Source organism: Streptomyces sp. NPDC021224 (assembly GCF_044332905.1).
Taxonomy (GTDB): Bacteria; Actinomycetota; Actinomycetes; order Streptomycetales; family Streptomycetaceae; genus Actinacidiphila.
In genome coordinates this window covers 177,546-204,204 of sequence record NZ_JBIRPW010000007.1, presented here as the reverse complement: position 1 = coordinate 204,204, position 26,659 = coordinate 177,546, and the positions used below count along the sequence as shown (strand labels likewise).

The 26,659-nt window shown below is 75.5% G+C and carries 27 protein-coding genes and 2 pseudogenes; 16 read left to right on the top strand and 13 right to left on the bottom strand.

Going from position 1 to position 26,659, the window contains the following annotated elements; translation table 11 throughout:
• Positions 1–40: 40 nt before the first annotated feature.
• Positions 41–850, bottom strand: coding sequence for an isocitrate lyase/phosphoenolpyruvate mutase family protein (locus ACH4PY_RS19665; RefSeq protein WP_398183978.1), 810 nt, complete (start codon positions 848–850; stop codon positions 41–43).
• Positions 851–1,179: 329 nt separating this feature from the next.
• Between ACH4PY_RS19665 and ACH4PY_RS19660 the strand changes: the two genes are divergently transcribed.
• The gene (locus ACH4PY_RS19660; protein WP_398183975.1) at positions 1,180–1,752 is read left to right on the top strand and encodes a hemerythrin domain-containing protein; all 573 of its coding nucleotides are present in this window, start codon (positions 1,180–1,182) and stop codon (positions 1,750–1,752) included.
• Between the two features lie 102 nt (positions 1,753–1,854).
• Here ACH4PY_RS19660 and ACH4PY_RS19655 read toward each other — a convergent pair whose 3' ends face one another.
• Positions 1,855–2,469 carry a superoxide dismutase gene (locus ACH4PY_RS19655; RefSeq protein ID WP_398183972.1) on the bottom strand — a complete coding sequence of 205 codons (615 nt, stop codon included), beginning with the start codon at positions 2,467–2,469 and terminating at the stop codon, positions 1,855–1,857.
• A 425-nt stretch (positions 2,470–2,894) separates the two neighbouring features.
• On the opposite strand from ACH4PY_RS19655, the gene ACH4PY_RS19650 reads away from it, so the two are divergent.
• On the top strand, positions 2,895–3,320 hold the full coding sequence (locus ACH4PY_RS19650; protein ID WP_398183969.1) for a DUF2267 domain-containing protein: 426 nt from the start codon (positions 2,895–2,897) through the stop codon (positions 3,318–3,320).
• Between the two features lie 85 nt (positions 3,321–3,405).
• Here ACH4PY_RS19650 and ligD (ACH4PY_RS19645) read toward each other — a convergent pair whose 3' ends face one another.
• The 3 genes from ligD (ACH4PY_RS19645) to ACH4PY_RS19635 are packed head-to-tail and all read right to left on the bottom strand — an operon-like array spanning position 3,406 to position 6,004.
• Positions 3,406–4,320, bottom strand: coding sequence for a non-homologous end-joining DNA ligase (gene ligD, locus ACH4PY_RS19645; protein WP_398183967.1), 915 nt, complete (start codon positions 4,318–4,320; stop codon positions 3,406–3,408).
• Positions 4,321–4,322: 2 nt separating this feature from the next.
• Entirely contained in the window at positions 4,323–5,291 is a 969-nt protein-coding gene (gene ligD / locus ACH4PY_RS19640; protein WP_398184652.1) for a non-homologous end-joining DNA ligase, read from the bottom strand.
• 41 nt (positions 5,292–5,332) lie between these two features.
• Positions 5,333–6,004 (bottom strand): DNA polymerase ligase N-terminal domain-containing protein, encoded by a 672-nt coding sequence (locus ACH4PY_RS19635; RefSeq protein ID WP_398183964.1) that lies wholly within the window; start codon positions 6,002–6,004, stop codon positions 5,333–5,335.
• Positions 6,005–6,188: 184 nt separating this feature from the next.
• Here ACH4PY_RS19635 and ACH4PY_RS19630 point away from each other — a divergent pair, with 184 nt between their 5' ends.
• On the top strand, positions 6,189–6,515 hold the full coding sequence (locus tag ACH4PY_RS19630; RefSeq protein ID WP_398183961.1) for a plasmid stabilization protein: 327 nt from the start codon (positions 6,189–6,191) through the stop codon (positions 6,513–6,515).
• Between the two features lie 313 nt (positions 6,516–6,828).
• Here ACH4PY_RS19630 and ACH4PY_RS19625 read toward each other — a convergent pair whose 3' ends face one another.
• The gene (locus tag ACH4PY_RS19625) at positions 6,829–7,077 is read right to left on the bottom strand and encodes a DUF6479 family protein (RefSeq protein WP_398183958.1); all 249 of its coding nucleotides are present in this window, start codon (positions 7,075–7,077) and stop codon (positions 6,829–6,831) included.
• Positions 7,078–7,132: 55 nt separating this feature from the next.
• Entirely contained in the window at positions 7,133–8,323 is a 1,191-nt protein-coding gene (locus ACH4PY_RS19620) for a zinc-dependent alcohol dehydrogenase (RefSeq protein WP_398183953.1), read from the bottom strand.
• Positions 8,324–8,556: 233 nt separating this feature from the next.
• Here ACH4PY_RS19620 and ACH4PY_RS19615 point away from each other — a divergent pair, with 233 nt between their 5' ends.
• From ACH4PY_RS19615 to ACH4PY_RS19580, 8 genes are all read left to right on the top strand, one after another.
• Positions 8,557–9,027 carry an SRPBCC family protein gene (locus tag ACH4PY_RS19615; protein ID WP_398183950.1) on the top strand — a complete coding sequence of 157 codons (471 nt, stop codon included), beginning with the start codon at positions 8,557–8,559 and terminating at the stop codon, positions 9,025–9,027.
• Entirely contained in the window at positions 9,020–10,621 is a 1,602-nt protein-coding gene (locus tag ACH4PY_RS19610) for a phytoene desaturase family protein (RefSeq protein ID WP_398183947.1), read from the top strand. The genes ACH4PY_RS19615 and ACH4PY_RS19610 overlap by 8 nt, the downstream gene beginning before the upstream one ends.
• A gap of 209 nt (positions 10,622–10,830) precedes the next feature.
• Positions 10,831–11,013 (top strand): hypothetical protein, encoded by a 183-nt coding sequence (locus ACH4PY_RS19605; protein WP_398183944.1) that lies wholly within the window; start codon positions 10,831–10,833, stop codon positions 11,011–11,013.
• 329 nt (positions 11,014–11,342) lie between these two features.
• Positions 11,343–12,278: a Rieske 2Fe-2S domain-containing protein gene (locus tag ACH4PY_RS19600; protein WP_398183941.1), complete on the top strand. Its 936-nt coding sequence runs from the start codon at positions 11,343–11,345 to the stop codon at positions 12,276–12,278.
• A gap of 107 nt (positions 12,279–12,385) precedes the next feature.
• Positions 12,386–13,675 (top strand): PP2C family protein-serine/threonine phosphatase, encoded by a 1,290-nt coding sequence (locus tag ACH4PY_RS19595; protein WP_398183938.1) that lies wholly within the window; start codon positions 12,386–12,388, stop codon positions 13,673–13,675.
• 296 nt (positions 13,676–13,971) lie between these two features.
• Positions 13,972–14,400 carry an NUDIX hydrolase gene (locus ACH4PY_RS19590; RefSeq protein WP_398183935.1) on the top strand — a complete coding sequence of 143 codons (429 nt, stop codon included), beginning with the start codon at positions 13,972–13,974 and terminating at the stop codon, positions 14,398–14,400.
• Between the two features lie 15 nt (positions 14,401–14,415).
• On the top strand, positions 14,416–14,949 hold the full coding sequence (locus ACH4PY_RS19585) for an NUDIX domain-containing protein (protein ID WP_398183932.1): 534 nt from the start codon (positions 14,416–14,418) through the stop codon (positions 14,947–14,949).
• A complete protein-coding gene (locus ACH4PY_RS19580) occupies positions 14,946–15,764 on the top strand; it encodes a phosphotransferase family protein (RefSeq protein WP_398183929.1) in 819 nt (272 codons plus the stop codon). The genes ACH4PY_RS19585 and ACH4PY_RS19580 overlap by 4 nt, the downstream gene beginning before the upstream one ends.
• Positions 15,765–15,776: 12 nt before the next feature.
• On the opposite strand, the gene ACH4PY_RS19575 is transcribed toward ACH4PY_RS19580, so the two are convergent.
• Positions 15,777–16,487, bottom strand: coding sequence for a 2'-5' RNA ligase family protein (locus ACH4PY_RS19575; protein WP_398183926.1), 711 nt, complete (start codon positions 16,485–16,487; stop codon positions 15,777–15,779).
• Positions 16,488–16,573: 86 nt separating this feature from the next.
• On the opposite strand from ACH4PY_RS19575, the gene ACH4PY_RS19570 reads away from it, so the two are divergent.
• Positions 16,574–17,155 (top strand): phosphoribosyltransferase, encoded by a 582-nt coding sequence (locus tag ACH4PY_RS19570; RefSeq protein ID WP_398183923.1) that lies wholly within the window; start codon positions 16,574–16,576, stop codon positions 17,153–17,155.
• On the opposite strand, the gene ACH4PY_RS19565 is transcribed toward ACH4PY_RS19570, so the two are convergent.
• Complete coding sequence (locus ACH4PY_RS19565) at positions 17,133–17,474, bottom strand: YciI family protein (protein ID WP_398183920.1); 342 nt, start codon at positions 17,472–17,474, stop codon at positions 17,133–17,135. The genes ACH4PY_RS19570 and ACH4PY_RS19565 overlap by 23 nt on opposite strands.
• 259 nt (positions 17,475–17,733) lie before the next feature.
• On the opposite strand from ACH4PY_RS19565, the gene ACH4PY_RS19560 reads away from it, so the two are divergent.
• Complete coding sequence (locus ACH4PY_RS19560; RefSeq protein ID WP_398183918.1) at positions 17,734–19,218, top strand: glycoside hydrolase family 76 protein; 1,485 nt, start codon at positions 17,734–17,736, stop codon at positions 19,216–19,218.
• Positions 19,219–19,270: 52 nt separating this feature from the next.
• On the opposite strand, the pseudogene ACH4PY_RS19555 reads toward ACH4PY_RS19560, so the two are convergent.
• The 4 genes and pseudogenes from ACH4PY_RS19555 to ACH4PY_RS19540 all read right to left on the bottom strand — a co-directional run.
• Positions 19,271–19,681: pseudogene (locus tag ACH4PY_RS19555) on the bottom strand (L-lysine 6-monooxygenase); the annotation flags it as partial.
• 45 nt (positions 19,682–19,726) lie between these two features.
• Complete coding sequence (locus tag ACH4PY_RS19550; protein WP_398184649.1) at positions 19,727–20,749, bottom strand: NosD domain-containing protein; 1,023 nt, start codon at positions 20,747–20,749, stop codon at positions 19,727–19,729.
• Between the two features lie 102 nt (positions 20,750–20,851).
• Positions 20,852–21,244 (bottom strand): annotated as a pseudogene (locus ACH4PY_RS19545) (carbohydrate binding domain-containing protein); the annotation flags it as partial.
• Between the two features lie 213 nt (positions 21,245–21,457).
• The gene (locus tag ACH4PY_RS19540) at positions 21,458–22,507 is read right to left on the bottom strand and encodes a mechanosensitive ion channel family protein (protein ID WP_398183914.1); all 1,050 of its coding nucleotides are present in this window, start codon (positions 22,505–22,507) and stop codon (positions 21,458–21,460) included.
• Positions 22,508–23,120: 613 nt separating this feature from the next.
• Here ACH4PY_RS19540 and ACH4PY_RS19535 point away from each other — a divergent pair.
• Genes ACH4PY_RS19535 through ACH4PY_RS19525 form a run of 3 tightly spaced genes read left to right on the top strand, consistent with a single transcriptional unit; the run spans position 23,121 to position 26,657 of the window.
• A complete protein-coding gene (locus ACH4PY_RS19535) occupies positions 23,121–23,765 on the top strand; it encodes an SIS domain-containing protein (RefSeq protein ID WP_398183911.1) in 645 nt (214 codons plus the stop codon).
• Between the two features lie 4 nt (positions 23,766–23,769).
• Positions 23,770–24,828 (top strand): putative sugar O-methyltransferase, encoded by a 1,059-nt coding sequence (locus ACH4PY_RS19530; protein WP_398183908.1) that lies wholly within the window; start codon positions 23,770–23,772, stop codon positions 24,826–24,828.
• A complete protein-coding gene (locus tag ACH4PY_RS19525; protein WP_398183905.1) occupies positions 24,825–26,657 on the top strand; it encodes a condensation domain-containing protein in 1,833 nt (610 codons plus the stop codon). Before ACH4PY_RS19530 ends, ACH4PY_RS19525 begins: the two co-directional genes overlap by 4 nt.
• Positions 26,658–26,659 lie beyond the last annotated feature (2 nt).

The window sequence follows — 26,659 nt, the reverse complement described above, 5'->3', positions numbered from 1 at the left end:
ATCGAACTGGCCGTACGAACGTTCCCGAACTCCTGCGCCCTCAGCGCCGCGCGGCGAACAGGCCGTCGAGTTCCGGGAAGGGGACGGCGTCGGTGAGCGTGCGGTACGTGCCGTCGCCGAGCAGCTCGGTGGTGGCGCGGCGGGCGGCGGCGTACGCGGCCTGCGCCACGCCCGAGCCGAGGCTGACGCGTGCGGCTCCGAGGGCGCCCAGCTCGGCGACGGAGGGGGCGCCGGGTCCGGCCATGACGTTGAGCGGTACGGGGACACCGGCGGCGAGGGCGCGGACGGTGGCGGGGTCGGTGACGCCGGCGACGAATACCCCGTCGGCGCCCGCGTCCGCGTAGCGGCGGGCTCGCTCCAGCGTCTCGTCGAGCCGGCGCTGCGGGTCGCCGAGGCCGCGCAGGTAGGTGTCGATGCGCGCGTTGAGGAACAGGCCGGTGGCCGCGCCGCGTACCGCGGTCAGCCGGGCCGCCAGCTCGGCGGGCGGCAGTGTGCCGTCCTCGATGTTGACGCCGACGGCCCCGGCCTCGGCGATCCGCAGTGCCGTCTCGGCGGCCTCGGCGGGCCCCGCGCCGTACCCGTCCTCGATGTCGGCGGTGACCGGGACCGCGACTGCCGCGGCGATCCGCGCGACCAGGTCCACGACCCGGTCGCGGGGGACGGCGCTCCCGTCCCGATCGCCCAGCGCCCAGGCGACCCCCGCGCTGGTCGTGGCGACGGCGGGCGCGCCCGCGGCCTCGACGACGCGGGCGCTCGCGACGTCCCAGGCGTTGGCGAGGGCCAGCGGCCGGGCGGGGGAGTGGAGGGAGCGGAAGAGGCGGGCCTTGTCGCCGCGCGTGTCGGTGTGCATGGGACGAGCGAACCATCGGCTCACGGCCCTTGGCTGGCAGGAATCCGACACCTGTGTGCGGCGCCGCGAGGGCCGCCCGCCTGCCCCTGCCGCACCGGCGTGAACTGCGCGGGAGCCGCCCCCGGTGCGTTCCGGCGGGAGCCGCGGACGCCCCGGGGGACGGGCGCTTCGGCGGCACGGCCTGTTTGCGGGCGGCGGGAGCGGATAACCGGACCCGAATACGCCGTCCGGTACGCCGGGGCGGCACGGTCGTACGAGGACCGACAGGACCGACAGAACCGACAGGACCGGGAAACCGATCGAGGACGACGACGCAGAAGGAGCGGACGATGAGTTCTGCCACAGCCGAGCGGACCCAGGCGGCGCGGCTGCCCGACGGCGACGTGGTCGCGGTGCTGCTGACGCAGCACGCGCGGATCCGCGACCTGTTCGGCACCGTCCGGGAGAGCCGGGGCGAGGGCCGCAAGGAGGCGTTCGACGCGTTGCGGGCGCTGCTGGCCGTGCACGAGGTCGCCGAGGAGGTGGTCGTACGGCCGGTCGCGAAGCACTCCGCGGGCGAGCGCGAGGCGGCGGCCCGCGACCACGAGGAGGCGGAGGCCGCGGCGGTGCTGCGGCGGCTGGAGAAGATGGACCTCGACAGCCCCGCGTTCACCGAGACGCTCGCGGAGTTCGAGAAGGCGGTCGGTGACCACGCCGACCACGAGGAGTCCGAGGAGTTCCCCGCGCTCCTGCGCGACTGCACCGAGGAGCGACGCCGGGCGATGGGCGAGCGGCTGCTCATGATCGAGCGCCTCGCGCCCACCCACCCGCACCCCACCGCCGCGGGCAGGCCCGCCGTACTGGCGCTGACCGGCCCCTTCGCGGCGATGGTGGACCGGGTCAGGGACGCGGTCGCCCGCTGACCGCCGGATCTCCCGCTGCCGCGCGGGCCGGGAAGCCGCACGGGCTTCCCGGCCCGCGGGCCGTTCCGGGGCCGTCCCCGTGCGGTTGCGGGCCGCCCCGCCTCAGGCCGCGGTGGACGACGCGGCGGTGTAGCGGGCCGCGACGTCGGTCCAGTCGACCAGGTCCCACAGCTTGGTGACGTAGTCCGGGCGGACGTTCCGGTACTGGAGGTAGTACGCGTGCTCCCAGGCGTCGAAGACGAGCAGCGGGGTGCTGCCCTGGCCGACGTTGCCGTGGTGGTCGTAGACCTGCTCGACGATCAGCCGCCGACCGAGCGGCTCCCAGGCGAGCACGCCCCAGCCGGAGCCCTGCACCGAGGTGGTGGCCACGGTGAGCTGCTTCCTGAAGGCCTCGAAGCTGCCGAAGTTCTCGTCGAGCGCGTCGGCGAGCACGCCGTCGGGGCGGTCGCCGCCGTCGGGGGAGAGGTTCTGCCAGAACTGCGTGTGCAGGACGTGGCCGGAGAGGTTGAAGGCGAAGGTCTTCTCCAGCCCGACCAGGCCGGTCGGGGTGATCGCGTCCTTGTCGCGGGCCTCGGCGAGCTGGTCGAGGGTGTCGTTGGCGCCCTTGACGTAGGCGGCGTGGTGCTTGGAGTGGTGCAGCTCCAGGATCTCCGGCGTGATGGCCGGGGCGAGCGCGGAGTAGTCGTACGGGAGGTCGGGCAGCGCGTAAGTGCCCATCAGGCACGGCCCCTTTCCGTGGTGGGTTTTGCGGGTGGGCGATCTTCCGGAAACCACCCTAGACCTCTATTGCGAATAACTTGCAACAACGCATTGCATGCAGCAACATGACGAGTGGCGGGGTCGGCCCGTCAGCTTTCGGCGCCGCGGCGCCCGTCGAACGGGCCCGTCCTTCCCGAGAGGTGATCGTCTTTCACCCGGCACCCGCCGGTCCGGCCGACCTCGTCCCGCCTGTCCCGCCCGTCCCCGCGCCGATCACCGCGCGGGCTCGACACGGGCGCGGCACGGCCCGGGCGCGGCACGAGGGCGGTCCGGGGGCGGTAAACCCGGCCCGAACGGGTACCCGCTCCGGTGCGCCGCCCTGAGCCGCGCCCCGAGCCGCCCTCCGCGGCCGACGACGGAACGGGCCGCGCGGGGAGTGAGCCATGCAGCGCAACGAGATGATCGGCAAGGTCCAGGAACTGGCCGGGCTGCCCGACCGCGACTCGGCCGAGCGCGCCACCGGCGCGGTGCTGCGCACCCTCGGTGAACGCGTCGCCCCGGGGCTCGCCGAGCACGTCGCCGCGCAACTGCCCCCGGACCTCGGCGCGCCCCTGCGGGCGGCGGCCCGGGACGCCGGGCGCGACGGACGCGGCCGGGGGGCGGGGGAGCGCTTCGACCTGACCGCCTTCGCCGGGCGCGTCTCCGGCCGCGCCGGGGTGCCGGACGACGCGGCGGTCCGGGACAGCGCCGCCGTGCTGGAGGTCCTGGACGGGGCGCTGTCCCCGGAGCTGATGGACAAGGTCGCCGCCGACTTCTCTGCGGACCTGGGCGAGCTGCTGCCGTCCGGTCGGGCGCGCGGGCAGGTCTGACCGCCCCGCAAACTCTCGACCTCAACTCTAGGGTGAGGTTGAGGGTGCACTCCAGTGGAGCAACGGTGCCACCCTGATGGCCGGTTCAGCCGTCCCGCAAAGCGTCCAGCCGTCGCCGGGCCGGGCCGAGGGCCCGCGGGCGGGGCGCGCCGTGCCACGGGTCCGCCGCGGCCAGCGCGTCGGCGTCCCGGAGGCTCCAGCGGCGCGCCGTCATCTCCGGGTCGTCCACGTCGTCCCAGGTCAGCGGCGCCGCGACGGGGGCGCCGGGGAGTGAGCGGACCGCGTACGGGGCCACCGACGTCTGGCCGTACGCGTTGCGCTGGACGTCCAGGTAGAGGCGCCCGCGGCGGGCGGCCTTGCGTGGCTCGGCGGTGAGGCTGCCGGGGTGGCGGGCGGCCAGCAGCTCCGCCGCGTCCCGTGCGAAGGTGCGCACCTCGTCCACGGCGGACCGCGCGTCCAGCGCGACCAGCACGTGCAGGCCGCGCGACCCGGTCGTCATCACCGTGCTCGGCAGCTCCAGTTCGTCCAGCAGCCCGCGCACGTGCCGGGCCGCCTCGCGGACCGGCGCGAAGTCGGAGTCCGGCGGGTCGAGGTCGAAGACCAGCCGGTCGGGGCGGTCGGCGTGGTCGGCGCGGGAGAGGAAGCGGTGCAGCGTCACGCAGGCCTGGTCGGCGAGGTAGACCAGCGTCGCGGTGTCGTCGCACACGGTGTAGGTGACGGTGCCGCCCTCCTTGGGCAGTTCGGCGCGCCGCACCCAGTCCGGCACGTGGTCCGGGGTGTCCTTCTGCATGAATCCGTGGTCGCCGATGCCGCCGGGGTGCCGTTCCAGCATGAGCGGGCGCCCGCGCAGCTGCGGCAGCATCCGCGGGGCGACGGTCTTGTAGTACGCGGCCAGATCCGCCTTGGTCAGCCCGTCCGCGGGGAAGAGCACCTTGTCCGGGCGGCTGACCCGCGCCGAACGGCGGCCCGCCCGTACCGTCTCGTAGGGCTTGTCCGGCATCGTCAGCGCCTCCCCGGCGGTTTCTCGCGGACCACGTCGGCGGGCCGCTTGTCCTCCCGCAGGCCGAGGAAGCGCGGGTGGCGCAGCCGGCCGTCGCGGGTCCACTCGGTGAAGGCGACCTGTGCGACCAGCTCCGGGCGCGCCCAGTGCGCGGTGCGCTCGCGGACCGGGTCGGCGAAGGGCGAACGGCCGGTCTCCAGCGCGTCCAGCCGCTCCCGCAGCGCGCGCAGCGTCCGCGTGTCGTAGCCGGTGCCGACCTTGCCCGCGTACCGCAGCCGCCCGCCCTCGTGGTAGCCGACCAGCAGGGCGCCGAAGCCGGTCCGGGCGCCCGCCGGTTCGGTGAAGCCGCCTACCACCAGCTCCTGGCCCGCGGCGCACTTGAGCTTGAGCCAGTTCGGCGACCGCCGGTGCGCGTACGGCGCCGAGGCGCGCTTGGCGATCAGGCCCTCCCAGCCCCAGCCGCACGCCTGGTCCAGCAGCTCCCGGCCGCCGTGGTTGCGGTGCGGGGTGAAGCGCAGCGGCGCCCGGAAGTCCAGCGCGTCGCGCAGCAGCGCCTTGCGGGCCCGCTGCGGCAGCCCGGTGGTGTCCACGCCGCCGAGCCGCAGCAGGTCGAAGAGGTAGTAGGTGACGGTGACGGGGCTGGCCCGCACGGCGGCCGGGGCGGTGAGGCCGCTGCGCTGCTGGAGCAGGGCGAAGTCCGTACGGCCGCGGTGCAGCGCCACGATCTCGCCGTCCACGACGAAGTCCTGGCAGGCCTGGCCCGCGAGCGCCTCGACGGCCTCCGGGTAGGTGGCGTTCAGCCGCTGCCCGGTGCGGGACCACAGCTCCACCCGTCCTTCGCGGTCGCGCGAGGCCAGCATGCGGATGCCGTCCAGCTTGCGCTCGAAGATCCAGCCCTCGCCGAAGTCCCGCACATCGCTGAGCTGGGCCAGCATCGGGGCGCCCGGGTCCGGACCGGCGGGCCGCAGCATGCCGCGCTCCCGCTCGTCCAGCCGGTCCAGCAGCCGCGGGCTCACGACCCGTGCCCGCCGTCGCCGGACCGGTCGCTCTCCCAGGTCGCCGCCTCGCCCGCGTCGGCCGCCGCGCGCATCTGCCCCAGCGTGCGGCCGCTGAGCGCGGACCGGGCGCGCCGCGGGTCGGGCGTGGCGTGCCGCCCGGCCTGCGCGTCGGCGCGCTTGACGAGCAGCCACGCCTCGCGCCCGCCGTCGTCGCCGGAGCCGCGGATACGGGTCAGCGACCAGCCGCCGTGCAGCTTGTGGCCCGCGAGCCGGAAGGACACATGGCCGCGCTCCACGCCCTCGGCGAGGGGCACCGGGCGGCCGCGGCGGTCCTCGGTGGCGTTCTCGTACGTGCCCTCGTCCCACACGATGACCGTGCCTGCGCCGTACTCGCCCGCCGTGATGGCGCCCTCGAAGCCGCGGTAGTCCAGCGGGTGGTCCTCGGTGGGCATCGCGAGCCGTTTGTCGTGCGGGTCGTCCGACGGCCCCTTCGGCACCGCCCAGGACTTCAGCACGCCGTCGGCCTCCAGCCGGAAGTCGAAGTGCAGTGAGGTGGCGTCGTGGATCTGCACCACGAAGGACGCCTCGCCGCCGTCCGCGCCGGGGCGGCCGCGCCCCTCGGGCTCGCGGGTCCGCCCGAAGTCGCGGCGGCGGTGGTATTCGGCCAGTCTGTCCTTCGCGGCCATGACGGCAGCCTCCTCCCGGCTCGCTCACCGGGCGCGTACCCGTACTGCCCGCGGCTATCCGCACCCCGCCGCAGCGGGGTGAATGCGCCCTTCCGCATCGGGTAGTCGGCGGACAGGGAGCGGTGGGGGACAGGGGCTCCGGCCGACCGCGCCGCCCGTCCCAGGACACGAGAGGAGCCGCACCATGCCCGCGGGATCCAGCAGCAAACGGGAACGGCAGTACGAGCACATCAAGGACAGCGCGCAAAAGCGCGGTGAGTCCGCCGGGCGGGCGAAGGAGATCGCGGCCCGCACCGTCAACAAGGAGCGGGCCCGCTCGGGCGAGGCGCGCTCGGCGAGCCGGACCTCGACCGGCGACCCCAAGTCCGCCTCGCAGCGGGGCGGGCAGCGTTCGCACAGCGGCGCGCAGGGGCCGACCCGCGACCAGCTCTACGAAGAGGCGAGGAAGAAGAACGTCGAGGGCCGCTCGCAGATGAACAAGGAGGAGCTGCGCCGCGCCGTCGGCCGCTGACAGCGCCGCCCGCGCAAGTCCGCCGCCGCACCACGAGGTGCGGCGGCGGACTAGGGTCTGTCGTTTGGATCTCCGCGGCGTCGCGTGCCCCGGCACGCACATCTTCCCCCTGCCTTCGGCGGGAGGTGCCCCCAGCGTTGTCGTCGGTCGATAACTCCCCCAGAGGCTTCGCCATGGGGGGACCCCCACCGCGTTGCCTCCCTCCTCCGCCTTGCAGCTGGGGGTACCTCCCAGGCGAAGCCCTGGGGGAGCACCGGACCCCGCTCCTTCCTCCACGGAGATCCAAACGACAGACCCTGGCGCGCGGCGGGCGTCAGTCCCGGTCGTCGTCGCGGGCGCGGGCCGCTCGGGCCGAATGGTGGGTCTCGCCCTCCTGCGGCTCGTGCCACGACCCCGACCGCGGCTGTGGCTCGCGTACGGGGCCGCGCCGGCGCTGGAGAGCACGGGCGCCCCACCAGAACGCGAGCATCAGCACGCCGACGATGACGATGCCGAAGACCACCGCCCACGCGGTGATGCTCGACGACGCCAGCTCAGTGGTCTGCCGCACTGCTGTGATCACGGAAATCCGCCTCCCTCGCAAGTCCAATCCGCGCGCACGGCGGATCCGCTTCCGGTCACGGCCGGAAGAGCATCTTGATGGCGCCGTCCTCCTTCTTCTGGAAGGTGGCGTAGGCGTCCGGCGCCTCGTCCAGCGGCACGTGGTGCGTGGCGAAGCCGTCCACGCCCAGCGGGTCGTCGTCGGTGAGCAGCGGCAGGATGTCGTCCGTCCAGCGGCGGACGTTGGCCTGCCCCATGCGCAGCTGGACCTGCTTGTCGAACATGGTCAGCAGCGGCATCGGGTCGGCCGCGCCGCCGTAGACGCCGCTGACCGAGATCGTCCCGCCGCGCCGCACCAGGGCGATGGCCAGGTCCAGCGCGGCCATCCGGTCGATTCCGGCGACCTGCATGAGCTTCTCCGCCCACGCCGACGGGAGCATGCCCGCCGCGGTCTGGGCGAGGCGGGCGGCCTGGCTGCCGTGCGCCTCGGTGCCGACCGCGTCCACGACCGCGTCCGGGCCGCGCCCGTCGGTGAGGTCCTTGACGGCGTCGGTCAGCTCGTCGCGCGAGTCGTACTCGCGCAGGTCGAGGACGGTCGCGCCGTCCGCACGGGCGCGCTCCAGCCGCTCGGGAACCAGATCGACGCCGATGACCGTGCCGGCGCCCAGGTGCTTCGCGATCCGGCAGGACATCGCCCCGATCGGGCCGAGGCCCAGCACCGCGACGCTGCCGCCCTTCGGCACGTCGGCGTACTGCACCGCCTGCCACGCGGTCGGCAGCACGTCCGAGAGGTAGACGAAGCGGTCGTCGTCCGGGCCGTGCGGCACCTTGACGGGGCCGAACTGGGCCTGCGGGACGCGCAGGTACTCCGCCTGGGCGCCGGGTACCGCCCCGTACAGCTTGGTGTAGCCGAACAGCCGCGCGCCCATGCCCTGCTCGGTGACCTGGGTGGTCTCGCACTGGGTGAACAGGCCGCGCGAGCACATCCAGCACGTGCCGCAGGCGATCTGGAAGGGGATGACGACACGGTCGCCGGGTTTGAGGTTGCCGACCGCCGGGCCGGTCTCCTCCACGATGCCCATGGGCTCGTGCCCGAGGATGTCGCCGGGTGTCATGAACGGCGTCAGCACCTCGTACAGGTGCAGGTCCGATCCGCACAGCCCGGACGAGGTGATGCGGATGACGGCGTCGGTGTCCTCCTCGATCCGTGGATCGGGGACGTGCTCCACCCGGACGTCCCGCTTGCCGTGCCACACGGTGGCGCGCATACGTCTGCACCTTCCCTTCGGGTGTCTTTCCGGCGTCCCTGCCTCGCGCTCTCCGGCCGCACCGGGACGTTCCCGGAATCGGGCGGCCACCGTTGCGGGTGCCCTGAATGTCCACCGCGAAACGGGCTGCGCCATGGTGTTTTGCGGCGAAATAGGCGGAAATGCGCCTTTGTGGGACACCCGAGCGCGACCGCGGAAGACGGCCGCCCGCCCCGCACCCCAGGAGGCCGGACATGGCCGTACGCCACCAGCTCGTCAGACGCCCCCGTGAGGACGTGTGGAAGGTGCTCGCCGACCGCGACGCCTACTCCGACTGGGTCGCCGGGACGTCCGAGTCGCACGGCGGCAGCGGCGACTGGCCGCAGGAGGGCGCGAGCCTGGAGTACGACGTCAGGCTCGGCCCCTGGTCGCTGAGCGGCAGCACGGTGGTACGCGAGCAGCACCGGCCCTCCCGGCTCGCGCTGGAGATCGACAGCGGCGCGCTGGGCACCGCCCGCGTCGACATCGAGGTCCGCCCGTGGGGGAAGGACAGCCTGGTCATCGTGGACGAGCACCCGCTGACCGGTTTCGCCGGCAGCGCGCACAACGCGGCCGTGGACGCGATCCTGCACTGGCGGCACCGCCGCATGCTGGCCCGCCTCGCACAGGTCGTCGAGGACCGGAGCGGCGGCGCACCGGCCCGGGCCGGTGACCGCCGTGGCTGACGCCGTCGTCGTCGGCGCCGGTCCCAACGGCCTGGTCGCCGCGAACGTGCTCGCCGACGCGGGATGGAGCGTCGAGGTCCTGGAGGCGCAGGACGAGCCGGGCGGCGCCGTCCGCAGCGACCGGGCCGTGGACCCCGACTTCGTGACCGACGTCTTCAGCGCCTTCTACCCCATGGCCGCCGCCTCGCCCGTCCTGCACGCGCTGGAGCTGGAGAAGGAGGGGCTGCGCTGGAGCCACGCGCCCGCTGCCCTCGCCCACCCGCTCCCCGACGGCCGCTGCGCGGTCCTCTCCCGCGACCCGGACGCCACGGCCGGGAGCGTCGACTCCTTCGCGGCGGGCGACGGCGCGGCCTGGCACGAGTGGTACGCGCTGTGGCAGCGCGTCGGCGGCAGCCTGCTGGACTCGCTGTTCACCCCCTTCCCGCCGCTGCGGGCCGGCGCCCGGCTGGCGGCGCGGCTGCGGGCGGCGGACGGCCTGCGCTTCGCACGGATGATGCTGCTGCCCGCCCGCCGGCTGGCCGAGGAACAGTTCTCGGGCGAAGGCGGCCGGCTGCTGCTCGCGGGCAACGCCCTGCACGCCGACCTCGCCCCGGAGAGCGCGGCCAGCGGCGCCTTCGGGTGGCTGATGTCGATGCTCGGCCAGGATGTCGGCTTCCCCGTGCCCGTGGGCGGCGCGGGCGTGCTCGCCACCGCGCTGGCCGGGCGGCTGGAGCGGCACGGCGGCTCGGTGCGCTGCGGCGAGCGTGTCGCCGAGGTCGTGGTGCGCTCCGGCCGCGCGGTCGCGGTGCGGACGGCGAGCGGCGAGGAGGTGCCCGCCCGCCGCGCGGTGCTGGCCGCCGTCCCGGCGCCGCTGCTGTACGGGGGCATGCTGCGGCCCGCGGACCTGCCCGCCGGGCTGCTGCGGCAGCTGCGGACCTTCCAGTGGGACTTCTCCACCTTCAAGGTGGACTGGGCGCTCGACGGGCCGGTGCCCTGGACGGCCCCGCCCGCACACGGCGCCGGGACACTGCACCTGGCCGACGGCGTGGACGACCTGACGCGCTTCGCGGCGCACCTGGCCACCCGCCGGGTACCGGACCACCCCTTCGCCCTCTTCGGCCAGATGACCACCGCCGACCCGACCCGCTCCCCGGCCGGGACCGAATCCGCCTGGGCCTACACGCACGTCCCGCAGACCGTCGCGGGCGACGCGGGCGGCGACGGCCTCACCGGCAGCTGGGACGAGCGCGAGCGCAACGCCATGGCCGACCGGCTCGAGCGCCACGTCGAACGCTACGCACCGGGCTTTCGCGCCCTCGTCCGCGCCCGGCGCATCCTCGCGCCCCCCACCCTCCAGGAACGGGACGCGGCCCTCCAGGGCGGCGCGGTCAACGGCGGCACCACCGCGCTCCACCAGCAACTGGTCTTCCGCCCCGTCCCAGGCCTCGGCCGCCCGGAGACACCCGTACGCGGCCTCTTCCTGGCCTCGTCCTCCGCCCACCCCGGCGGCGCGGTGCACGGCGCCCCCGGCGCCAACGCCGCCCGCGCGGCCCTGTCGCTGCCCCCGGTGAACACCCTGCTCAGCCGCGCCCAGCGCGGACTGGCGGGCGGATGAGCGGCGGTCCACGGGCAGCGCCCGCTGCCCGGGCGCGCGCACGGGCGGGACCCCGACAGCCCACGACCCATGAGAACCGCGAACCCACGACCACGGAGGAGACCCCGTATGCCCGGCACCACTCACGAGGAGACCCCCGACACCACCGCCCCCTCCCGCACTCCCGCGCGGCCCGGCCGCCGGGACCGGTGAACGGCGAGGAGGCGGCAGTGGACAGCTCCGACGACACCCACATGACCCCCGACCTCCCGCCGCGGGTGGGCACTCCCGACCTCGCGGGGCAGGGCGGCCCGCGCTCGGACGAGCCGCGCGAGCGGCGCGCCGAACCCCGCGCCGCGCGGCCCCGGACCGCCCGCGGGCGCGGGAAGGCCCCACGGCGTCCCGTCCGGTGACGGGACCGCGGGGCTTTCGCCGAAGGTCGCCAGCGGTACCGGCGACGGCGTGCCCCGCCCTCCGCCGCCCGGACGGCGGAACCGCGCAGCAGGACGACGAGGACCACGGCGGCGATCCACCACGCGACCTCCGGCCCGGAGCCGAACCCGGAGAGGGCCACGGCCCGCGACAGGACGAGAAGCGGCGCGGCCATTTGTGAATACCTCCGCGGTGCCGTCCTTCCGGGCGCCCGCCCCACCGGCCCTTCCTCCGGGCGGCGGCGGTGGACGGGCCGCCGCGGCGGTGGTGTGCGACGGTCGGACGGACAACCGGGAAGAGGTGACCGCGGGTGAAGCGAGGAAAGACCGGACGGGCGGCGGAGCTGCTCCGCCGGGCGCTGCCGGATCCGCAGGGACCCGGGCGGGTCCTCGCGCTGATGGGCCGTGTCGAGCGGGCCGAGGCGCTGGACGCCCCCGCGGAGCTGCTGCGGCGGGCCGTGCGGTCCGTCCCGCTCGGTGGCGGCCGGGACGCCCTGCACGGCCGGTGGCTGGGCCACCCCCTGCACCCCGTCATGGTGGAGCTGCCGGTCGGCGCGTGGACATCCGCCGCGCTGCTGGACTGGATGCCCGGCAGGGGCCGGGCCGCCGGGCTGCTCGTCGCCGTGGGACTGTGCGGCGCGGCGCCCGCCGCCGCGGCCGGACTCGTCGACTGGGCCGAGCTGGAACCCGAGCAGGCCCGGGTCGGGCTGCTGCACGCCACGCTGAACTGCGCCGCCGTCGCCTGGTACGCCGCCTCGCTCACCGCGCGGCTGTCCGGCCACCCCGTCCGCGGGCGCGCTTACGCGTTCGCCGGGCTGTGCTCGGTGGGCGTCGCCGCGGCCGCGGGCGGCCACATGGCCTACCGCCAGGCGTCCGGCGCCAACCACGCCGAGGCCGTGGCCCGCCGTGTGCCGCCCGGCTGGCACACGGTGGGCCGCGTCGACGACCTGCCGCACGGGCGCCCCGTCCAGCGGACGGTGGGCGACGTCGCACTCGCCGTGGTCCGGGGCGCCGACGGCTCCTGCGCCGCGCTCGCCGACCTGTGCAGCCACGACGGGGGCCCGCTGTCGCAGGGGCGCGTCGAGGACGGCTGCCTGCGCTGCCCCTGGCACGGCAGCGCCTTCCGGCTGGCCGACGGCTGGAACGCCGCCGGCCCGGCCACCGCCCCCCAGCCCGTCTTCGACACCCGGGTCCGGGACGGCGAACTGCAGGTACGGCTGCGCACCCCGCCGCCGGCCGCGCACTGACCGCACCGCCGCGGGCCGGACCGAGGCCCGTACGCGGCGGCGCTTCGACCGGCCCGCCCGGGGTAGGCGCAGGCCGGTGCCGGACGGCACGGGAGCAGGTGCTGGACATGGACGACGAGACGGGCCGGGCCCTCAAGGACGCGCTCGACCGGCTGGCGCTGCTGTCCGCGGCCACCACGGCGCTGGCCAGCACGCTGGACGCGGACGCCGGGATGCGCCGGGTGGCCCGCACGCTGGTGCCGCAGCTGGGGGACTGGTGCGCCGTGCACGCGGTCGACGACGGAAAGGTCCGCGAGGTCGCGGTGGTGCACCGCGACCCGGCCGGGCTCGCCGACGCGGGCGTCGGCGACTCCTCCTACGCGCTGCCCGTCGTGGTGCCCTCGGGCCGCGGCCCGCTCGCCAGGGCGCTGCACGGCGAGGGGCCGCTGCTGGTGCCGCGGGCGGAATTCCCGTCCTCCGGGGAGCCCGGCGGGGCGCAGGAGCGCGAACCGGCGCCGTACGACCGCTTCGACACCGAGACGCTGCTGGCCGCGCCGCTGCTGGTGCGCAAGGAGGTGCTGGGGGTGCTCATGCTCGGGCGGAGCGCCGGGCGGGAGCAGTTCCGGCCCGAGCACCTGTCGCTGGTGGAGGACCTGGCCCACCGCATCGGGCTGAGCCTGGACAACTACCGGCTGCACCGCGAGACCCAGCGCATCGCCGAGCGGCTCCAGCGCTCGCTGCTGCCGCCGCTGCCCGGCATCGCCCCGCTGCGCATCGCCGCGGGCTACCAGCCCTCGCAGACGACCGCCGAGGTCGGCGGCGACTGGTACGACTGCTTCGTGCTGCCGCAGGGCGACATCGCGCTGATCATCGGCGACGTCACCGGGCACGACCTCCAGGCCACGGTCATGATGAGCCAGCTGCGCAACATGCTGCGCGGCGTGGCCTGCGACCGGCAGGAACCGGCCGGGAAGATCCTCTCCCGGCTCGACCGCGCGAGCCACACCCTGCACCCGGGCACCACCGCCACCTGCGTGTACGCCCTGCTCAAGGGGGAAGCGGGCGGATCGTGGGAGGTCGAGTGGTCGCGGGCCGGGCACCCGCCGCCGCTGCTGGTGACCGCCGACGGCGACAGCCGCCACCTCGACGCCTCCGGCGGGCTGCCGCTCGGCGTCAGCGTCGAGATCGCGCGCACCGAGCACCGGACCGCGCTCCCCGCGGGCTCCACCCTGCTGCTCTACACCGACGGCCTCGTCGAGCGGCGCGGCGAGGTGCTCGACCGCGGCATGACCCGGCTGCGCCGCGAGGCCGCCTCCCGCGCCGGAGAACCGGTGGAGGCCTTCGTCGGGCAGCTGCTGCGCGGCATGGGCGCCGACGCGGACGACGACATCGCGCTGCTGGCCGTGCGGATGCCCTGAGCGGCTGCCGCGCCCCGGACGAGGTGCGGGCACGTCGTCGCCGTCCGGCCGTCGCGGTGCCGCGTGCGTCAGGACCTCCTGGTGAGGGCCTGTCACCACCCCACCCGGGCGCCTCGACGACGAGGCCGATGACCTCGGAGTACCCCGCGGAGGTGCCCGCATTTACCGGGCCGGACTCCCGGGTGGCGCCGAACACGCCGCAGCTCTCGCCCCCGCCAGCTGTGGCAACCCCGCCCCCGGTTACGCTTCTGCGCCATGACCGGCCGACCGAGAAACACCGCCCTCGGGGCGCGAGCATGAGCGTACGCACCCGGGTCTCCGCCTACGCCGTCGCGCCGCGCGACGGCCACCTGCTGCTGGCCCGCCTCGCCGCCACCTCGCCCGTCTTCGCCCCCGGCCTGTGGCACCTCCCCGGCGGCGGCATCGACCCCGGCGAGCAGCCCGTCGAGGCCCTCACCCGCGAACTGCACGAGGAGACGGGCCTGGACCTCACCACCGCCCGGCTGCTCGACGCCCGCACCTACGCGGCGAGCAGACTCGGCGTGGACTGGCACCTGACCGCCCTCTTCTACGCCGTGGAGCTCGGCGGCAAACCGCCGACCGTGACCGAGACCGACGGCACCACGGACGCGGCCGCCTGGATCCCGCTGACCGGGCTGCGCGAGGCCGACCTCTCCCCGCCCGCCGCCGACGCCGTACGACTGCTCGGGGCGCCCGCCCGCTGACGTACCCTCAACTGCATGCCGCAGCCCGCCCCGCACCCCCTGAGCCCCGAAGCCCCCTACGCGTCCCGCCCGCCGGTCTCCGTCGGCGCCGCGCTGCTGCTCGGCAACGCGGCGGGGGAGGTGCTGCTGGTCAAACCCGCCTGCGAGCCGCGCTGGGTGATCCCCGGCGGGGCCATGGAGGCCGGTGAGACACCCCGCGCCGCGGCGCGCCGCGAGGCACGCGAGGAGATCGGCCTCGACGTGGAGCCCGGACGCCTGCTGTGCGTCGACTTCGTGCCCCCGGCGGGCGACCGCCCCGGGCCCGGCGTGATGTACGTCTTCGACGGCGGCCGGCTGACGGACGCCCAGCAGGCGGCCGTCCGCCTCCCCGCCGACGAGCTGACCGACCACCGCTTCGTCGCGCCCGAGGCCCTGCCCGACCATCTCGGCGGACTGCTCCTGCGCCGCGTCCGCGCCGCCCTGGCCGCCCGCCGCACCGGGATCACCGTGGACCTGGAGGACGGCCGCCCGCCCGCGGAGTCCGGCGGCGGGCCGGACGTCCGCCGGTGACGTCCGGCCGCTGGAGCACCCACGCCGTCGAGGTCGCGGGGGACCGCGTGACCAAGCGCTTCCTGCCCGGGGGCGAGGGGCGCGCCGAACGCGAATGGCGGGCGCTCACGCTGCTGTCGGCGTACGCGCCCGGACTCGCGCCCGAACCCCTCGCCGCGGAACTCACCGCGGAGCGGCCCGTCGTGGTGATGTCCCGGCTGCCCGGCACCCCGCTGCGGGACACCGCACTCGGGCCGCGGCAGCTCGACGCCCTCGCCGCCGCCCTGACCGCGCTGCACCGCGCCCTGCCGCCCGAAGCCCTGGGCGCGCTGCCGCCGCGCCCCGGCCGGCCGAGCGCGCTGCGGCCGCACCTCGACCGCTGGGCGGCGCGGGTCCGGCCGCGTACGGGCGGCGCGGTACGGCAGGCCGCAGACGCCGGGCTGCGCTGGCTCGCCCGCTCGGCGCCGGACGACGGCGACCTGGCGGGCGCGCCCGCCGTCCTCGGTCCCGGCGACGGCAACCTCGCCAACTACCTCTGGGACGGCGCCCGGATCCGCGTCGTGGACTTCGAGGAGTCCGGCCGCAGCGACCGCGCCTTCGAACTCGCCGAGATCACCGAGCACGTGAGCGCCTGGTCCGGCCGCCCGCTGGACGTCCCCGCGCTGCTCGCCCGGCTGGACCTCACCCCCGCCGAGACCGTACGGCTGCGCGCCTGCCGCCGCCTGCTCGCCCTGGTCTGGCTCTTCCTGCTCGCCCAGGACGATCCGGACGACCCCCGCAACCCGCCCGGCACCGCCGACCGGCAGGCGGCCCGGCTGCTGGAACTGCTGGGCTGACGGACCGCCGGTTCAGCGGCCGAGCGGGAACGACTCCCGCAGGTGCCAGCGCGTGCCGTCGAAGGCCATCAGGTCCACCGCGCGGACGCGCGAGGCGACGGGCAGCCGGGCGGCGAGCGCGGCCTCGACGTCCGCCAGGACCGCGTCGTCCTGGCCGTCGGCGACCGTCAGGTGCGGGACGACACCGGCGAACCGCCCGCCGTACGGGGGCGCTTCCGGCCAGCGCGCGGCGACCGCCACGGTCAGCTCGGCCAGCGGCCCGTCCGGCTCGGGAACGAGGTACAGCACGCCGGGGAAGCGGTCGCAGCGACGGAACGCCACGTCGAAGGCGGGCCGGCCGGCGAGGAGCGCCGCGAGGTCGGCGCGGGTCGCGCGGTCGAGGCGGCTCTCGTCGAGGAAGGGCACGAGCACCGTGACGTGGGCGGGCACCCCGGCGCGGGCCGAGGGATCGTAGCGCTCCCGCCACCCGCCCACCGCCGGATCCGCCTCCGGCACCCGCACGACGAGCGCGGTCTGCCCCGCCCGGAAGCCCCCGCCGTGCGCACCGCCGTCCGCCGCGCCGTGCGCACCGCTGTCCGCGCGGTCGTGAGTGGCACCGTCCGCCGCGGCGAGGGCCCCGCCGCGTGCGGCACTGTGCGCGCCGCTCGCCCCGCCGCCTGCGCCGCCGTGCGCGGCGTCGTCCGCCGCGTCGTCCGTTCCGTCCTGTGTTCCGCCGTCCGCCATGGCGCCGCATCCTGCCACGCCCCGCCCCGCCGGGGCTTCCGATATCCGGTTGAGCGGGGGGACGGGCGGGGCCGAGACTGCGGGGCGTGACCGACAGCGCGCGCGACCTCGTGACGCGGCAGTTCGCGTGGAGCGGCGGGCACGCCGACGTCTGGGCCGTCTTCCGGGACGCCGCCGCGCTCGGCGCGGTCGTCGGCGCCCTCGTCGAGCCCTTCCGCGACGCCGGGGTCACCGCGGTGTGCGGGGTCGAGTCGCGCGGCTTCCTGCTCGGCGGGGCGGCCGCGGTGGCGCTGGGCGTCGGGTTCGTGGCCGTCCGCAAGGGCGAGGCGCTCTTTCCGGGGCCGAAGGCCGAGCGCCGCACGGCCCCGGACTACCGGGGCCGGCAGCACGTCCTGCGCCTCCAGCGCGCCGCGCTCGCCCCCGGCGACCGGGTGCTGCTGGTCGACGACTGGATCGAGACGGGCAGCCAGGCCGCCGCCGTCCGTGCGCTCGCCGCCGGGTGCGGCGCGGGGTGGGCCGGGTGCAGTGTCGTCGTCGACCAGCTCCCACCCGCCGGGCACGCGGCCCTCGGGCCCGTCCGCTCGATCCTGACCGCCGCCGAACTCCCGCCGGACGGCACCCTGCACGGCCGCCGTCCGCCTCCCGTCAGACGTCCGGGTCGTCCATGATCTCCCGGACCTCCTGCGCGCAGCGGCACGAGGCGGCGAACCCGGCGGCCCACCGCAGGGCCTCCTCGCGCGAGGGCACGTCGATGACGGAGAAGCCGCCGAGGACGGCCTTGGTCTCCGGGAAGGGGCCGTCCGCGACCGTACCGTCGGTGGCCACCACGCTCGCCCGCTGCCTCAGCAGCCCGCCGCCGAAGACCCACACCCCGGCGGCCTGCGCCTCGCGCACCACCGCGTGCGTGGCCTCGGACACCGCGGGCAGCTCCTCCTCGGTGATGCCGTCCATCGCACCGTCGTCGAACGAGATCAGATACCGCGTCATCGATGGCTCCCTCGCCGTCGGGCCTCCGGTTCGCGCCCACCCTACGACGGCGGTCCCCGCGAGAACGCGCACGGCGCCGGATCGCGGCCGGACCACTGGTCCGTACCTGCCGGGCCCATCGCATTGACAGCGCCCGGCGTTCGCAGTTCGCTTCTGGTGGCATCTGTTGCTTTCAGGATCCCCCTCCCTGTCGACAACGTTGTCCGACCGGCGGAGCCCCGCGGCGGACCCCACCGTCGACCAGACCTGAAAGGTCATCATGCGTCTGCACCTCCTGCGGTCCCCGCTGACCGCCCTGACGGCGGCGCTCGCCGCGCTGCTGCTCGGCGCCTCCGGCGTCCACGCGGCGAGCCCGCCCGCCGCGTCCGCCCCCACCGGTACGGCGGCCGCGGCGGCGGCCACCGTCTGCAACGCCTACTGCGACGCCCGCGACCCCGCACTGAGCACCCAGGACCGGCAGCCGGTCACCGCGAGCATCTTCTCCCGCACCCTCACCCTGCACTTCGACGACGCCGACGCGATGGGCTGGGCGTCCGTCGACAACGGCAACCCCGGCGACGAGGTGTGGCTGGACCGCTCCTTCGACGGCGGGCGCACCTGGAGCTCGGGCAGCAAGCTCGGCGACACCACCACGCCCACCGGGCAGCGCGGCTGGCGCACCCTCATGTACAACGTCGACGACTGGAACACCGAGGGCGTCGGCGCGCTGCGCGCCTGCGGCAAGGCCGGCGACCGCCCCGACATCGCCTGCACGCAGTGGGCGCGCACCACCTGGAACGCCTGGGACCGCCGGACGGCCGCCGCGACCGCGCTGATGGCGTCGTTCGACCGCGGCACCAAGCTCTTCGGCGGCAACGGCTGGTGGACCGGCGCGAACGCGCTGACCGCGATCATCGACAACGTCCGGGTCTCCGGCATGCCCAGCTACCGCTACGCGGTCTCCGAGACGTACGACGCCAACCTCGGCGCCCAGCAGGGCAACTTCACCAACGACTACCTGGACGACACCGGCTGGTGGGGACTGGCCTGGGTCGACGCCTACGACCTGACGGGCGACAGCCGCTACCTGGCCACCGCCCGCGCCGACGCCGACCACATGACCGCCTACTGGGACGGCACCTGCGGCGGCGGTGTGTGGTGGAGCCAGGCCCGGTCGTACAAGAACGCCGTCACCAACGAGCTGTACCTCCAGCTCACCGCGGCCCTGCACAACCGCATCGCGGGCGACACCGCCTACCTGGGGCGGGCGCGGGCGGAGTGGGCGTGGTTCCAGGGCAGCGGGATGATCAACGGCGACCACATGATCAACGACGGCCTCACGGGCGCGTGCGCCAACAACGGCCAGACCACCTGGACGTACAACCAGGGGGTGATCCTCGGCGGGCTCACCGAACTGTCTCGCGCCACCGGTGACACCGGGCTGCTGACCACCGCCCGCACCCTCGCCGACGCCTCCACCGTACGGCTCGCGCAGAACGGGGTGCTGCGCGAGCCCGGCGAGGGCGACTCCTGCACCGGCGACGGCCCCAGCTTCAAGGGCGCCTACGTACGGGGCCTGGGCAAGCTGAACACGGCGCTGTCCGGCCGCCCCTACAGCGGTGTGCTGAACACCTGGGCCGACTCCGCCTACGCCCACGACCGCAACGCCCTCGACCAGTACGGCCCGCACTGGGCCGGAGGCGCGGGCAGTAGCGACTACGGCTGCCAGCAGAGCGTCCTGGACCTGCTGAACGCGGCCGGCTGACGTACCGCTGGACCGGCGCGCCCCGCCCGGCGGCGGGGCGCGCCGGAACGGGTCAGACGGCCCCGGTGCCGGCCGGCACCGAGCGGTGGATCTCCTCCGCCCGCACCGCCACGGTCGACAGCAGCGTGCTGGTCAGGCCGTGGCTGTGCTCGGTGCCGCCCTGGAGGTAGATGCCCGCGCTGACCTCCGGCAGCGTCGCGACCCGGTGGTCCCGGCCGATCCGGACGGCGTCCCCGTCGGTGCGCAGGCAGAGCTTGGCGGCCTCACCGAGCAGCGCCGTCAGGTCGCGGGGGCGGAAGCCGGTGGCGAGGACGAGCACGTCGGCCGCCAGCACCTGCCACTCACCGGTCGGCAGGTACTCCACCGTGACGTCGAGGCCGCCGTCGCCCGGCTCGACGCCGCGGATGCGGGAGACGTTGAGGAAGCGCAGCCGCTCGCGGCCGGCCACCTTCTGCCGCCCTGCGCGTCGCCCCCGCCGCCGGGCGGGGGCAGGTGGCGCGACCGCCCGTCAGCCCACCGGGATACCGGGGTTGACCAGGCCGTTGCCGCCGGTCACGGTGTTGTCGGCGGCGACGGTGACGGGGCAGGAGGCCGCGTCGTAGTTCGTCACGTGGATGGCGTAGCGGTCCGGGCCGGTCGCGCCGGTCAGGTCCGAGGCGTTGCCGCGGAAGACGGTGCCGCAGCCCCAGCCGTCGAACTGGCTGTGCGTCTGGTAGCCGTCGTTGGTGGTGCGGCTGCCCCGGTTGCCGGTCACCGTGTAGCCGTTGCCCTTGACGTCCACCCATGAGTCGTCGTAATTCGCGCCGGTCAGGCCGCTGCCGTCGAAGGTGTTGCCGGAGATCACGCCGCCGGTGGTGCCCTCCTTGATGTCGATGTTCTCGCCGCCGATGTTCGGGCCGATGACGTTGTCGCTGATCCGCACGTGGTCGCTGGTGTCGGTCAGGGTGTTGGCCGTTCCGACGTAGACGCCCTCGCCCATGCCGTTGCCCGAGGTGCCGGTGTCGTGGACGAAGGAGTTCTGCACCACGCCGTAGCTGCTGGAGGTGCGGAAGTGCACGCCCTCCATCGTCGTGCCGTACACCTCGACCCCGTCCACGGTGACATGGTCGGAGGAGTCGATCATGATGCCCTTCTGGGCGTGGGTCAGGGTGACGCCGCGGATCGTCCAGTACGGGGAGGAGGTGAGCTGGACGACGTTGCCGCCGCCGCTGGACGTGGTCAGGACGGCGCCCCGGGAGCCGGTCAGGACGATGGGCGCGGCCGCGGTGCCCGCGGCGGTGATCTTGAAGTTGCCGGTGTAGGTGCCGTCCGCGAGGGAGATCGTCTGGCCGGGCTGCGCCGCGGCGAGCGCCGCCTTGAGCGACTTGCTGTCGGTCACCTGCACGAGCTGCCCGGCCGGGCTCGTGGGGGCGCCGGTGGTGGGTGCGGCGGTGGTCGGGGGTGCGGTGGTGGGCGGAAGGGGCGTCGGCGCGGTGGTCGGCGGGGTGGTCGTGGGCGCCGTGGTGCTCCCGGTGTCCGGGCCGCTGAGCACGGCGTCGTCGGCGGAGACCGCGCCGGTACCGTACCAGCCGCTGACGGTGACGGTGAGCGCGCTCGTCGCGGCCGCCGCGGTGACGTCCAGCGAGAGCGGTGTCCAGGCCGTCGCCGCGGTCCAGGTGGACCGGGAGACCCCGGTCCCGGACACCGAGATCTGCGCGTACGGGCCCTTGACCCACACGCTCAGCGTGTATCGGCCGCCGGGCCGGACGGCGACGGCCTGCGAGCAGGCCGCGATGTCGGAGCCGGTGGGCGTGGACAGCAGCGCGTACGTGCCGGAGTGCGGGGCGTTCGCGGTGACGGCCGACTGACCGGAGCACGTCCAGCCCGCGGCGGTGCCGGTCTCGAAGCCGCCGTTGGCCAGCAGGCCGGGCGTGTCGTCCGCGGACGCCGCGCCGGGCAGCACGGCGAGCGCCGCCGCCGCGGTGACGAGGACGGCCGCGGCCGCTGTCGCGGCGGCGCGGGCGGACCGGCGTGGGGGGAGGGGCATGACGGGTGCCTCCAGGGGGCGGGGGGATACGGCCGCGGCCGTGCCCGTACCCGTGCGCCACGCCGCGGCGGCTGCGACAAGGGGTAGCGGCGGGCGAGGGGGCACGTCAAGAGGCCGGACGGCACAAGGACTAGACCAATCGGGCCCGCATCCGCCCGCCGCCGCCGTGTTCCCGGCGTCCGCGGAAGGACCGCCCTCGCGCGCGACCGCCCGTCAGTCCTTCATCGGCGCACCCGGCGCGTCCGCCGTGCTGACCCGGGGCAGCGCGTACGGGTGCTCGTCCCGCAGCCAGGCGACCAGCCCCTCGCGCACCACGCAGCGCAGGTCGAACAGGTCGCCGGCGTCCTTCGCGGTGAGCAGGGCGCGCAGTTGGAGGGTCGTCGGGGTGGTGTCGATCACCACCAGGTTCCAGGCCCGGTGGTCCCACTCGGGGGCCTGCTCCAGGATCTCGTGCAGCCGCTTGCGCATGGCGTCGACCGGTGTGGCGTGGTCGACGTGCAGCAGGACCGTGCCGGTCATCCGCGGGTCGCCGCGCGTCCAGTTCTCGAACGGCCGCCCCGTGAAGTAGGACACCGGCATCGTGATGCGCCGCTCGTCCCAGGTGCGGACGATGAGGTAGGTCAGGGTGATCTCCTCGACCGTCCCCCACTCGCCGTCCACCACGACGTTGTCGCCGATCCGCACCATGTCGCCGAAGGCGATCTGCAGCCCCGCGAAGAGGTTGCCCAGCGTGGACTGGGCGGCGACGCCCGCGACGATGCCGATGATGCCCGCGGAGGCCAGCATCGAGGCCCCCAGCGTGCGCATCGCCGGGAAGGTGAACAGCATCGAGGCCGCCGCGATCACACCCACCGTCGCGGTGAAGACCCGCTGGATGAGTGTCGACTGGGTACGCAGCCGGCTGATCTTGGCCACGTCCCGGGAGACGGCCGCGTAGCGCGCGTACGCCGAGTCGGTCACCGCCGTCGCGACCCGGACCGTCAGCCACGCCGTGGCCGCGATGAGCGTCAGCGTGAGCACCTCGCCGGTGGCCGGCAGATGCCGCCCGTGCACCACGTGCGCCGCGCGGTAGCCGCCGCGCAGGATCGCCGCACAGATGATCACCTGGAGCGGGAGACGGCAGCGGCGCAGCAGGTGCCACAGGGGAGTCTCGGGGTGCCGCGCGTCCACCGCGCGCAGCGCTCTGTCGACCGCGTAGCCCACGGCGATCGTCACCGCCAGGGCCGTCCCCACCACCAGAACCGGTCGCAGCGCGCCTTCCATGCCCAACTCCTGTCGCCTCCGTGTCGCCTCCGTGCCGGCCCCCGCGGTGCCGCCGCCCGGCGGCACCCGGTACGCGTACCCGCCGGACGCCGCCGAACGCTGTGACGGCCGTCCCTTCGCGCTGTGTGCGCGTCCGACCGCGCACCGCAGCCCCGCGCCCCCCGGCGCTCCGGCGGAGGACGACCGGCTTCCCCGCCCGTCTCCGCCCGGCCGGGTGCGGCCCGTGCGGAGCGGCTGTTCGACACCTGGCCGAAATCGTGGACAACGGTGTCGGGACGGGTGCGTACGACGCGGCCGGTGCGGGACGGCCGGAGTGCCGCTGTCCGTCCGGAGATGCGGGGCGCAGCGGCACGCCGTGCCTGCGGTGACGGGCCGGGGAACTGGCCGGATCCCTTTCGTACCGGCTCCCGGCGCCCGTCCGGCGCCGGTCCTGCCCGCGGGCGCGCGGGCGGCGGCGCGGCGGCGTGCTACGCGTCGCACGCGGGGTCAAGGATGTCTAAAAACCGTATACGCAAAGGTGGTTGACGGCCCGCCACATCCCCTGACAAGATCCCGATTCTTCGGTGTCTGAGATGTGTCGACGGGGGTTTGACATGCCGATGGGAGCGCTCCCATGAAGATCACCACCGACGCCGACGGCCGCGCGCCGTCCGCGTCCGCGGGGGCCGCGGCGGCGGTCAAGCAGTACATCGACGACCTCACGCTGGCGCTCGCGCAGATCGAGGTCGCGGCCATGGCCGACGTCCTGGAACACCTCGTGGCCGCGCTGCGCGAGGGCCGCCGGGTGCTGGTCGCAGGGAACGGCGGCAGCAGCACGGCCGCGCTCCACATCGCCTCCGACCTGGCCGCGGCCGCGCAGGGCTGCGGCCCGGAGCGGCAGGCGGTGGCCCTGACCGAGAACATCGCCCGGGTCACGGCGATCGCCAACGACTACTCCTACGACGAGATCTTCTCCCGGCAGCTCCCGTCCTGGGCCCGGCCCGGCGACGTCCTGCTGCTGCTGAGCGTCAGCGGCCGCTCGCCCAACCTGGTGCGGGCCGCGAGGACCGCCCGTGAGCTGGGGATGACGGTGCTGGCCGCGCTCGGCGCGCCCGGCGAGGTCGCGGCGCTGGCCGACCGCCATGTCGTCGTCGGCCAGGCGGACTACGGCCTCACCGAGGACCTGCACGTCTCCCTCGGCCACATGGCCGTCCGGGTCCTGGGCGGCGGCGAGGCCTGCCGCGTCCCGGCCGCCGCCGCCACCGCGGACGGGGGGTGACGCGATGAGCCGCTTCACCTCCCGGGTCTTCCTCACCGTCCGCTGGCTCGTCGGCCTGTTCGGGCTGACCCTCACCCGCACCTCGACCGAGCTGACCAGCTTCCGGATCCACGCCGGACACGGCCGGCACGACGGCTCCACACCGCCGCCCGCCGAGCTGGCGGCCGTCCTGGACGACCGCAACCCGGAGCTGGAGCAGTTGCGGGCGCGCTACCGCCGGCTGGACTCGCCCTACCGCCCCGGCAGCTTCTGGCGCCGCAGCCGCCGGCTGCGCGACCTCGACCTGAAGTTCTTCCGCGGCGACAACGCCTACGTCTGGCAGCTGCGCCAGGTCGGCGACAACGCCCGGCTGAAGTACTTCCTGCTCACCCAGTACATCAGCCGCCAGGACACCCACAAACTGCTGGACCGCACCCGTGAGGACGGCGCGTTCGGCTGCTGGACGTTCGGCTTCCAGGGCCTGCCGACGGCGAGCCGCGACCTGCTCGACTCCGTCAACGAGATGTACTTCCTCGACCGGCACTGGGACCTGCTGTCCCGTGAGGACTTCACCGTCCTCGACATCGGCGCGGGCTACGGCCGCCTCGCCCACCGGATGTCGGAGTGCGTCCCGGGCCTGGCCCGCTACCTGTGCGTCGACGCGATCCCCGAGTCGACCTTCCTCAGCGAGCAGTACCTGCGGTACCGCCAGGTGACCAAGGCGACCGTGATCCCGCTGGACGAGACGGCGGACAGGCTGGCGGGGGAGCGGCCCGACCTGGCCGTCAACATCCACAGCTTCTCCGAGATGCCGCTGTCCGCGATCGAGGCGTGGATCGCGCTGCTCGCCGGGCTGGACGTACCCGCGCTGATGATCGTGCCCAACGAGGGCGACAAGCTGCTCAGCCTGGAGAACGACTACCTGCGCACCGACTTCACCCCGGTCCTCGAACGCCACGGCTACGTCCTCGCCGCCCGCGAGCAGACCATCGCCGATCCGGACGTCCGCGAACTGGTCGGCGTCGGCGACTGGTTCCTGCTCTTCCGGCGCGCGGCCGCCGCCCCGGCCCCGGACGCGCCGTGACCGGCGGCACGGCGGCGCCCGAGGCCGCGGCCGACGTACGCGAGCCGGTCGCGCTGGAGTTCACCGGTCTCGACGGCGGGACCGCGGAACTGACGTGGGGCCAGCGGTTCGTGTGGGACATCCTGGCGGCCCTCGCCCCGCACAACCACTTCATCAGCCTGCGGCTGCGCGTGCACCTGCCGCCGGACGCGACCCGCGAGCGGGTGCTCGGCGCCCTGCACGCCCTCGTCCGCCGCCACGAGGTGCTGCGCACCCGCTTCCCCACCGGCCCGGACGGCGAGCCCCGGCAGGAGTGCGACGGGCACGGCGCACTGACCGTCGAGTTCACCGGGACCACCCCCGGCCGGGTCCGCCGGACCGCGGAGCAGGACGAGGACCGGCTGTGGCACGAGCCCTTCCGGCACGCGCGGGAGTGGCCGCTGCGGGCGAGCGTGGTCACCGCGGGCGGCAGGCCGCGCCAGGTCGTGCTCGTCGTCTCGCACCTCGCGGCCGACGCGTGGGGCCTGACCGCGCTGCGCGCGGACTTCCTCGCGCTGCTGCGCGGCGGGGAGACGGAGCGGACGCCGCCGCCCGGCGTCCAGTCCCGGGCCAGGGCCGCGTACGAGGCCTCCGAACCCGGCCGCCGGGCGGGCGAGGCCTCCCTCGCCTACTGGCGGCGGGCGCTGGAGACCGCGCCGCAGACCGTCTTCCCCAACCTGCCCGAGCCCGGGGAGAGCCCGCTCTTCCCCGGCGTCGGCCTGCGGTCGGTCGCGCTGGCCGCCGCCGCACAGGCCGTCGCCGGACGGCTGCGGGTCAGCCCGTCCGCGGCGTTGCTGGGCGCGCTCGCGGCGGTCCTCGCCGTACGCACCGGCACCCGGACCGTCCCGCTCGCGCTCGCCACCGGCAACCGCTTCACGCCCGCGGACGCCGCCTCGGTGGGCACCTACTACCAGGTCGCGCCGGTGCTGCTGCCGGTGGACGCGGGCTCGCTGGCCGCTACGGTACGGGCCGCGCACCGGGCGTCGTCGCTGGCGTACCTGCGGGGCAACAGCGACCCGCGCGAGGTCGCACGGCTGACGGCGGCCGAGCGGATCCGGCGCGGGGCCGCCCTCGGGACGCTGAGCACGGTGAACATCGCCCCCGAGGCGGGCCCGGCGCTCCCGCCCGCGGCCCGCAGCGCCGCGGAGCTGCGGGAGCTGGCCGCCGACACCGTGCTGACCGACCTCGAAGGGCGCGACGAGGAGCAGCTGAAGATCTACTTCCACGTCAAGGCGCTGCGCTCGCGGGCGGTCGTCGAGCTGTTCACCGACAGCCGGTACCTGGACGCAGCGACCGCGCGGGCGCTGCTGGCCGGGCTGGAGACCGTCCTCACCGAGCTGTTCGAGGCCGGCGACCTGGACCTGGGCCGGGTCGCGCGGCTGACCGGCGTCACCCCGCTCCGGCAGCCCGCCGACGCCGCCGTCGCCGACCACTGCCGGATCTCCCCGCAGGCGGTGGAGGCCCTGCTCGCCGCGCTGCCGGGCACGTCCGCCGCCCGGGTCCTCACCGAACCGGTCCCCGCCGCGGGACCGGTTGCCGGCGGGGGCGGCGGCGTACGGCTGGTCGGCTACCTCGCGACCGAAGGGCCGACCACACCGGAACAGGTGCACGCCGCCGTGCTCGACCGGCTCGACGGAGCCCTGACCCTGGCGCCGCACCACTACGTGCTGTGCCGCGACGCCCCCGCCCGGCCGGAATCCCGCGCCGCGTGGGAGCGCGTGCCGGTCGTCCTCCAGGGCAGCGGCCGTCCGGGCGACCCGCCCGCGGCCGCCGGCCCGACGCCAACCACCGACGCATCCCCGGGGGCCTGAAC

What these genes read in the sequence shown, in the direction of transcription:
- ACH4PY_RS19665 (WP_398183978.1), bottom strand. Translation starts at nt 850, where the DNA reads ATGCACACCGACACGCGCGGCGACAAGGCCCGCCTCTTCCGCTCCCTC.
- ACH4PY_RS19660 (WP_398183975.1), top strand. Translation starts at nt 1,180, where the DNA reads ATGAGTTCTGCCACAGCCGAGCGGACCCAGGCGGCGCGGCTGCCCGAC.
- ACH4PY_RS19655 (WP_398183972.1), bottom strand. Translation starts at nt 2,469, where the DNA reads ATGGGCACTTACGCGCTGCCCGACCTCCCGTACGACTACTCCGCGCTC.
- ACH4PY_RS19650 (WP_398183969.1), top strand. Translation starts at nt 2,895, where the DNA reads ATGCAGCGCAACGAGATGATCGGCAAGGTCCAGGAACTGGCCGGGCTG.
- ligD (WP_398183967.1), bottom strand. Translation starts at nt 4,320, where the DNA reads ATGCCGGACAAGCCCTACGAGACGGTACGGGCGGGCCGCCGTTCGGCG.
- ligD (WP_398184652.1), bottom strand. Translation starts at nt 5,291, where the DNA reads ATGCTGCGGCCCGCCGGTCCGGACCCGGGCGCCCCGATGCTGGCCCAG.
- ACH4PY_RS19635 (WP_398183964.1), bottom strand. Translation starts at nt 6,004, where the DNA reads ATGGCCGCGAAGGACAGACTGGCCGAATACCACCGCCGCCGCGACTTC.
- ACH4PY_RS19630 (WP_398183961.1), top strand. Translation starts at nt 6,189, where the DNA reads ATGCCCGCGGGATCCAGCAGCAAACGGGAACGGCAGTACGAGCACATC.
- ACH4PY_RS19620 (WP_398183953.1), bottom strand. Translation starts at nt 8,323, where the DNA reads ATGCGCGCCACCGTGTGGCACGGCAAGCGGGACGTCCGGGTGGAGCAC.
- ACH4PY_RS19615 (WP_398183950.1), top strand. Translation starts at nt 8,557, where the DNA reads ATGGCCGTACGCCACCAGCTCGTCAGACGCCCCCGTGAGGACGTGTGG.
- ACH4PY_RS19595 (WP_398183938.1), top strand. Translation starts at nt 12,386, where the DNA reads ATGGACGACGAGACGGGCCGGGCCCTCAAGGACGCGCTCGACCGGCTG.
- ACH4PY_RS19590 (WP_398183935.1), top strand. Translation starts at nt 13,972, where the DNA reads ATGAGCGTACGCACCCGGGTCTCCGCCTACGCCGTCGCGCCGCGCGAC.
- ACH4PY_RS19585 (WP_398183932.1), top strand. Translation starts at nt 14,416, where the DNA reads ATGCCGCAGCCCGCCCCGCACCCCCTGAGCCCCGAAGCCCCCTACGCG.
- ACH4PY_RS19575 (WP_398183926.1), bottom strand. Translation starts at nt 16,487, where the DNA reads ATGGCGGACGGCGGAACACAGGACGGAACGGACGACGCGGCGGACGAC.
- ACH4PY_RS19565 (WP_398183920.1), bottom strand. Translation starts at nt 17,474, where the DNA reads ATGACGCGGTATCTGATCTCGTTCGACGACGGTGCGATGGACGGCATC.
- ACH4PY_RS19560 (WP_398183918.1), top strand. Translation starts at nt 17,734, where the DNA reads ATGCGTCTGCACCTCCTGCGGTCCCCGCTGACCGCCCTGACGGCGGCG.
- ACH4PY_RS19540 (WP_398183914.1), bottom strand. Translation starts at nt 22,507, where the DNA reads ATGGAAGGCGCGCTGCGACCGGTTCTGGTGGTGGGGACGGCCCTGGCG.
- ACH4PY_RS19535 (WP_398183911.1), top strand. Translation starts at nt 23,121, where the DNA reads ATGAAGATCACCACCGACGCCGACGGCCGCGCGCCGTCCGCGTCCGCG.
- ACH4PY_RS19530 (WP_398183908.1), top strand. Translation starts at nt 23,770, where the DNA reads ATGAGCCGCTTCACCTCCCGGGTCTTCCTCACCGTCCGCTGGCTCGTC.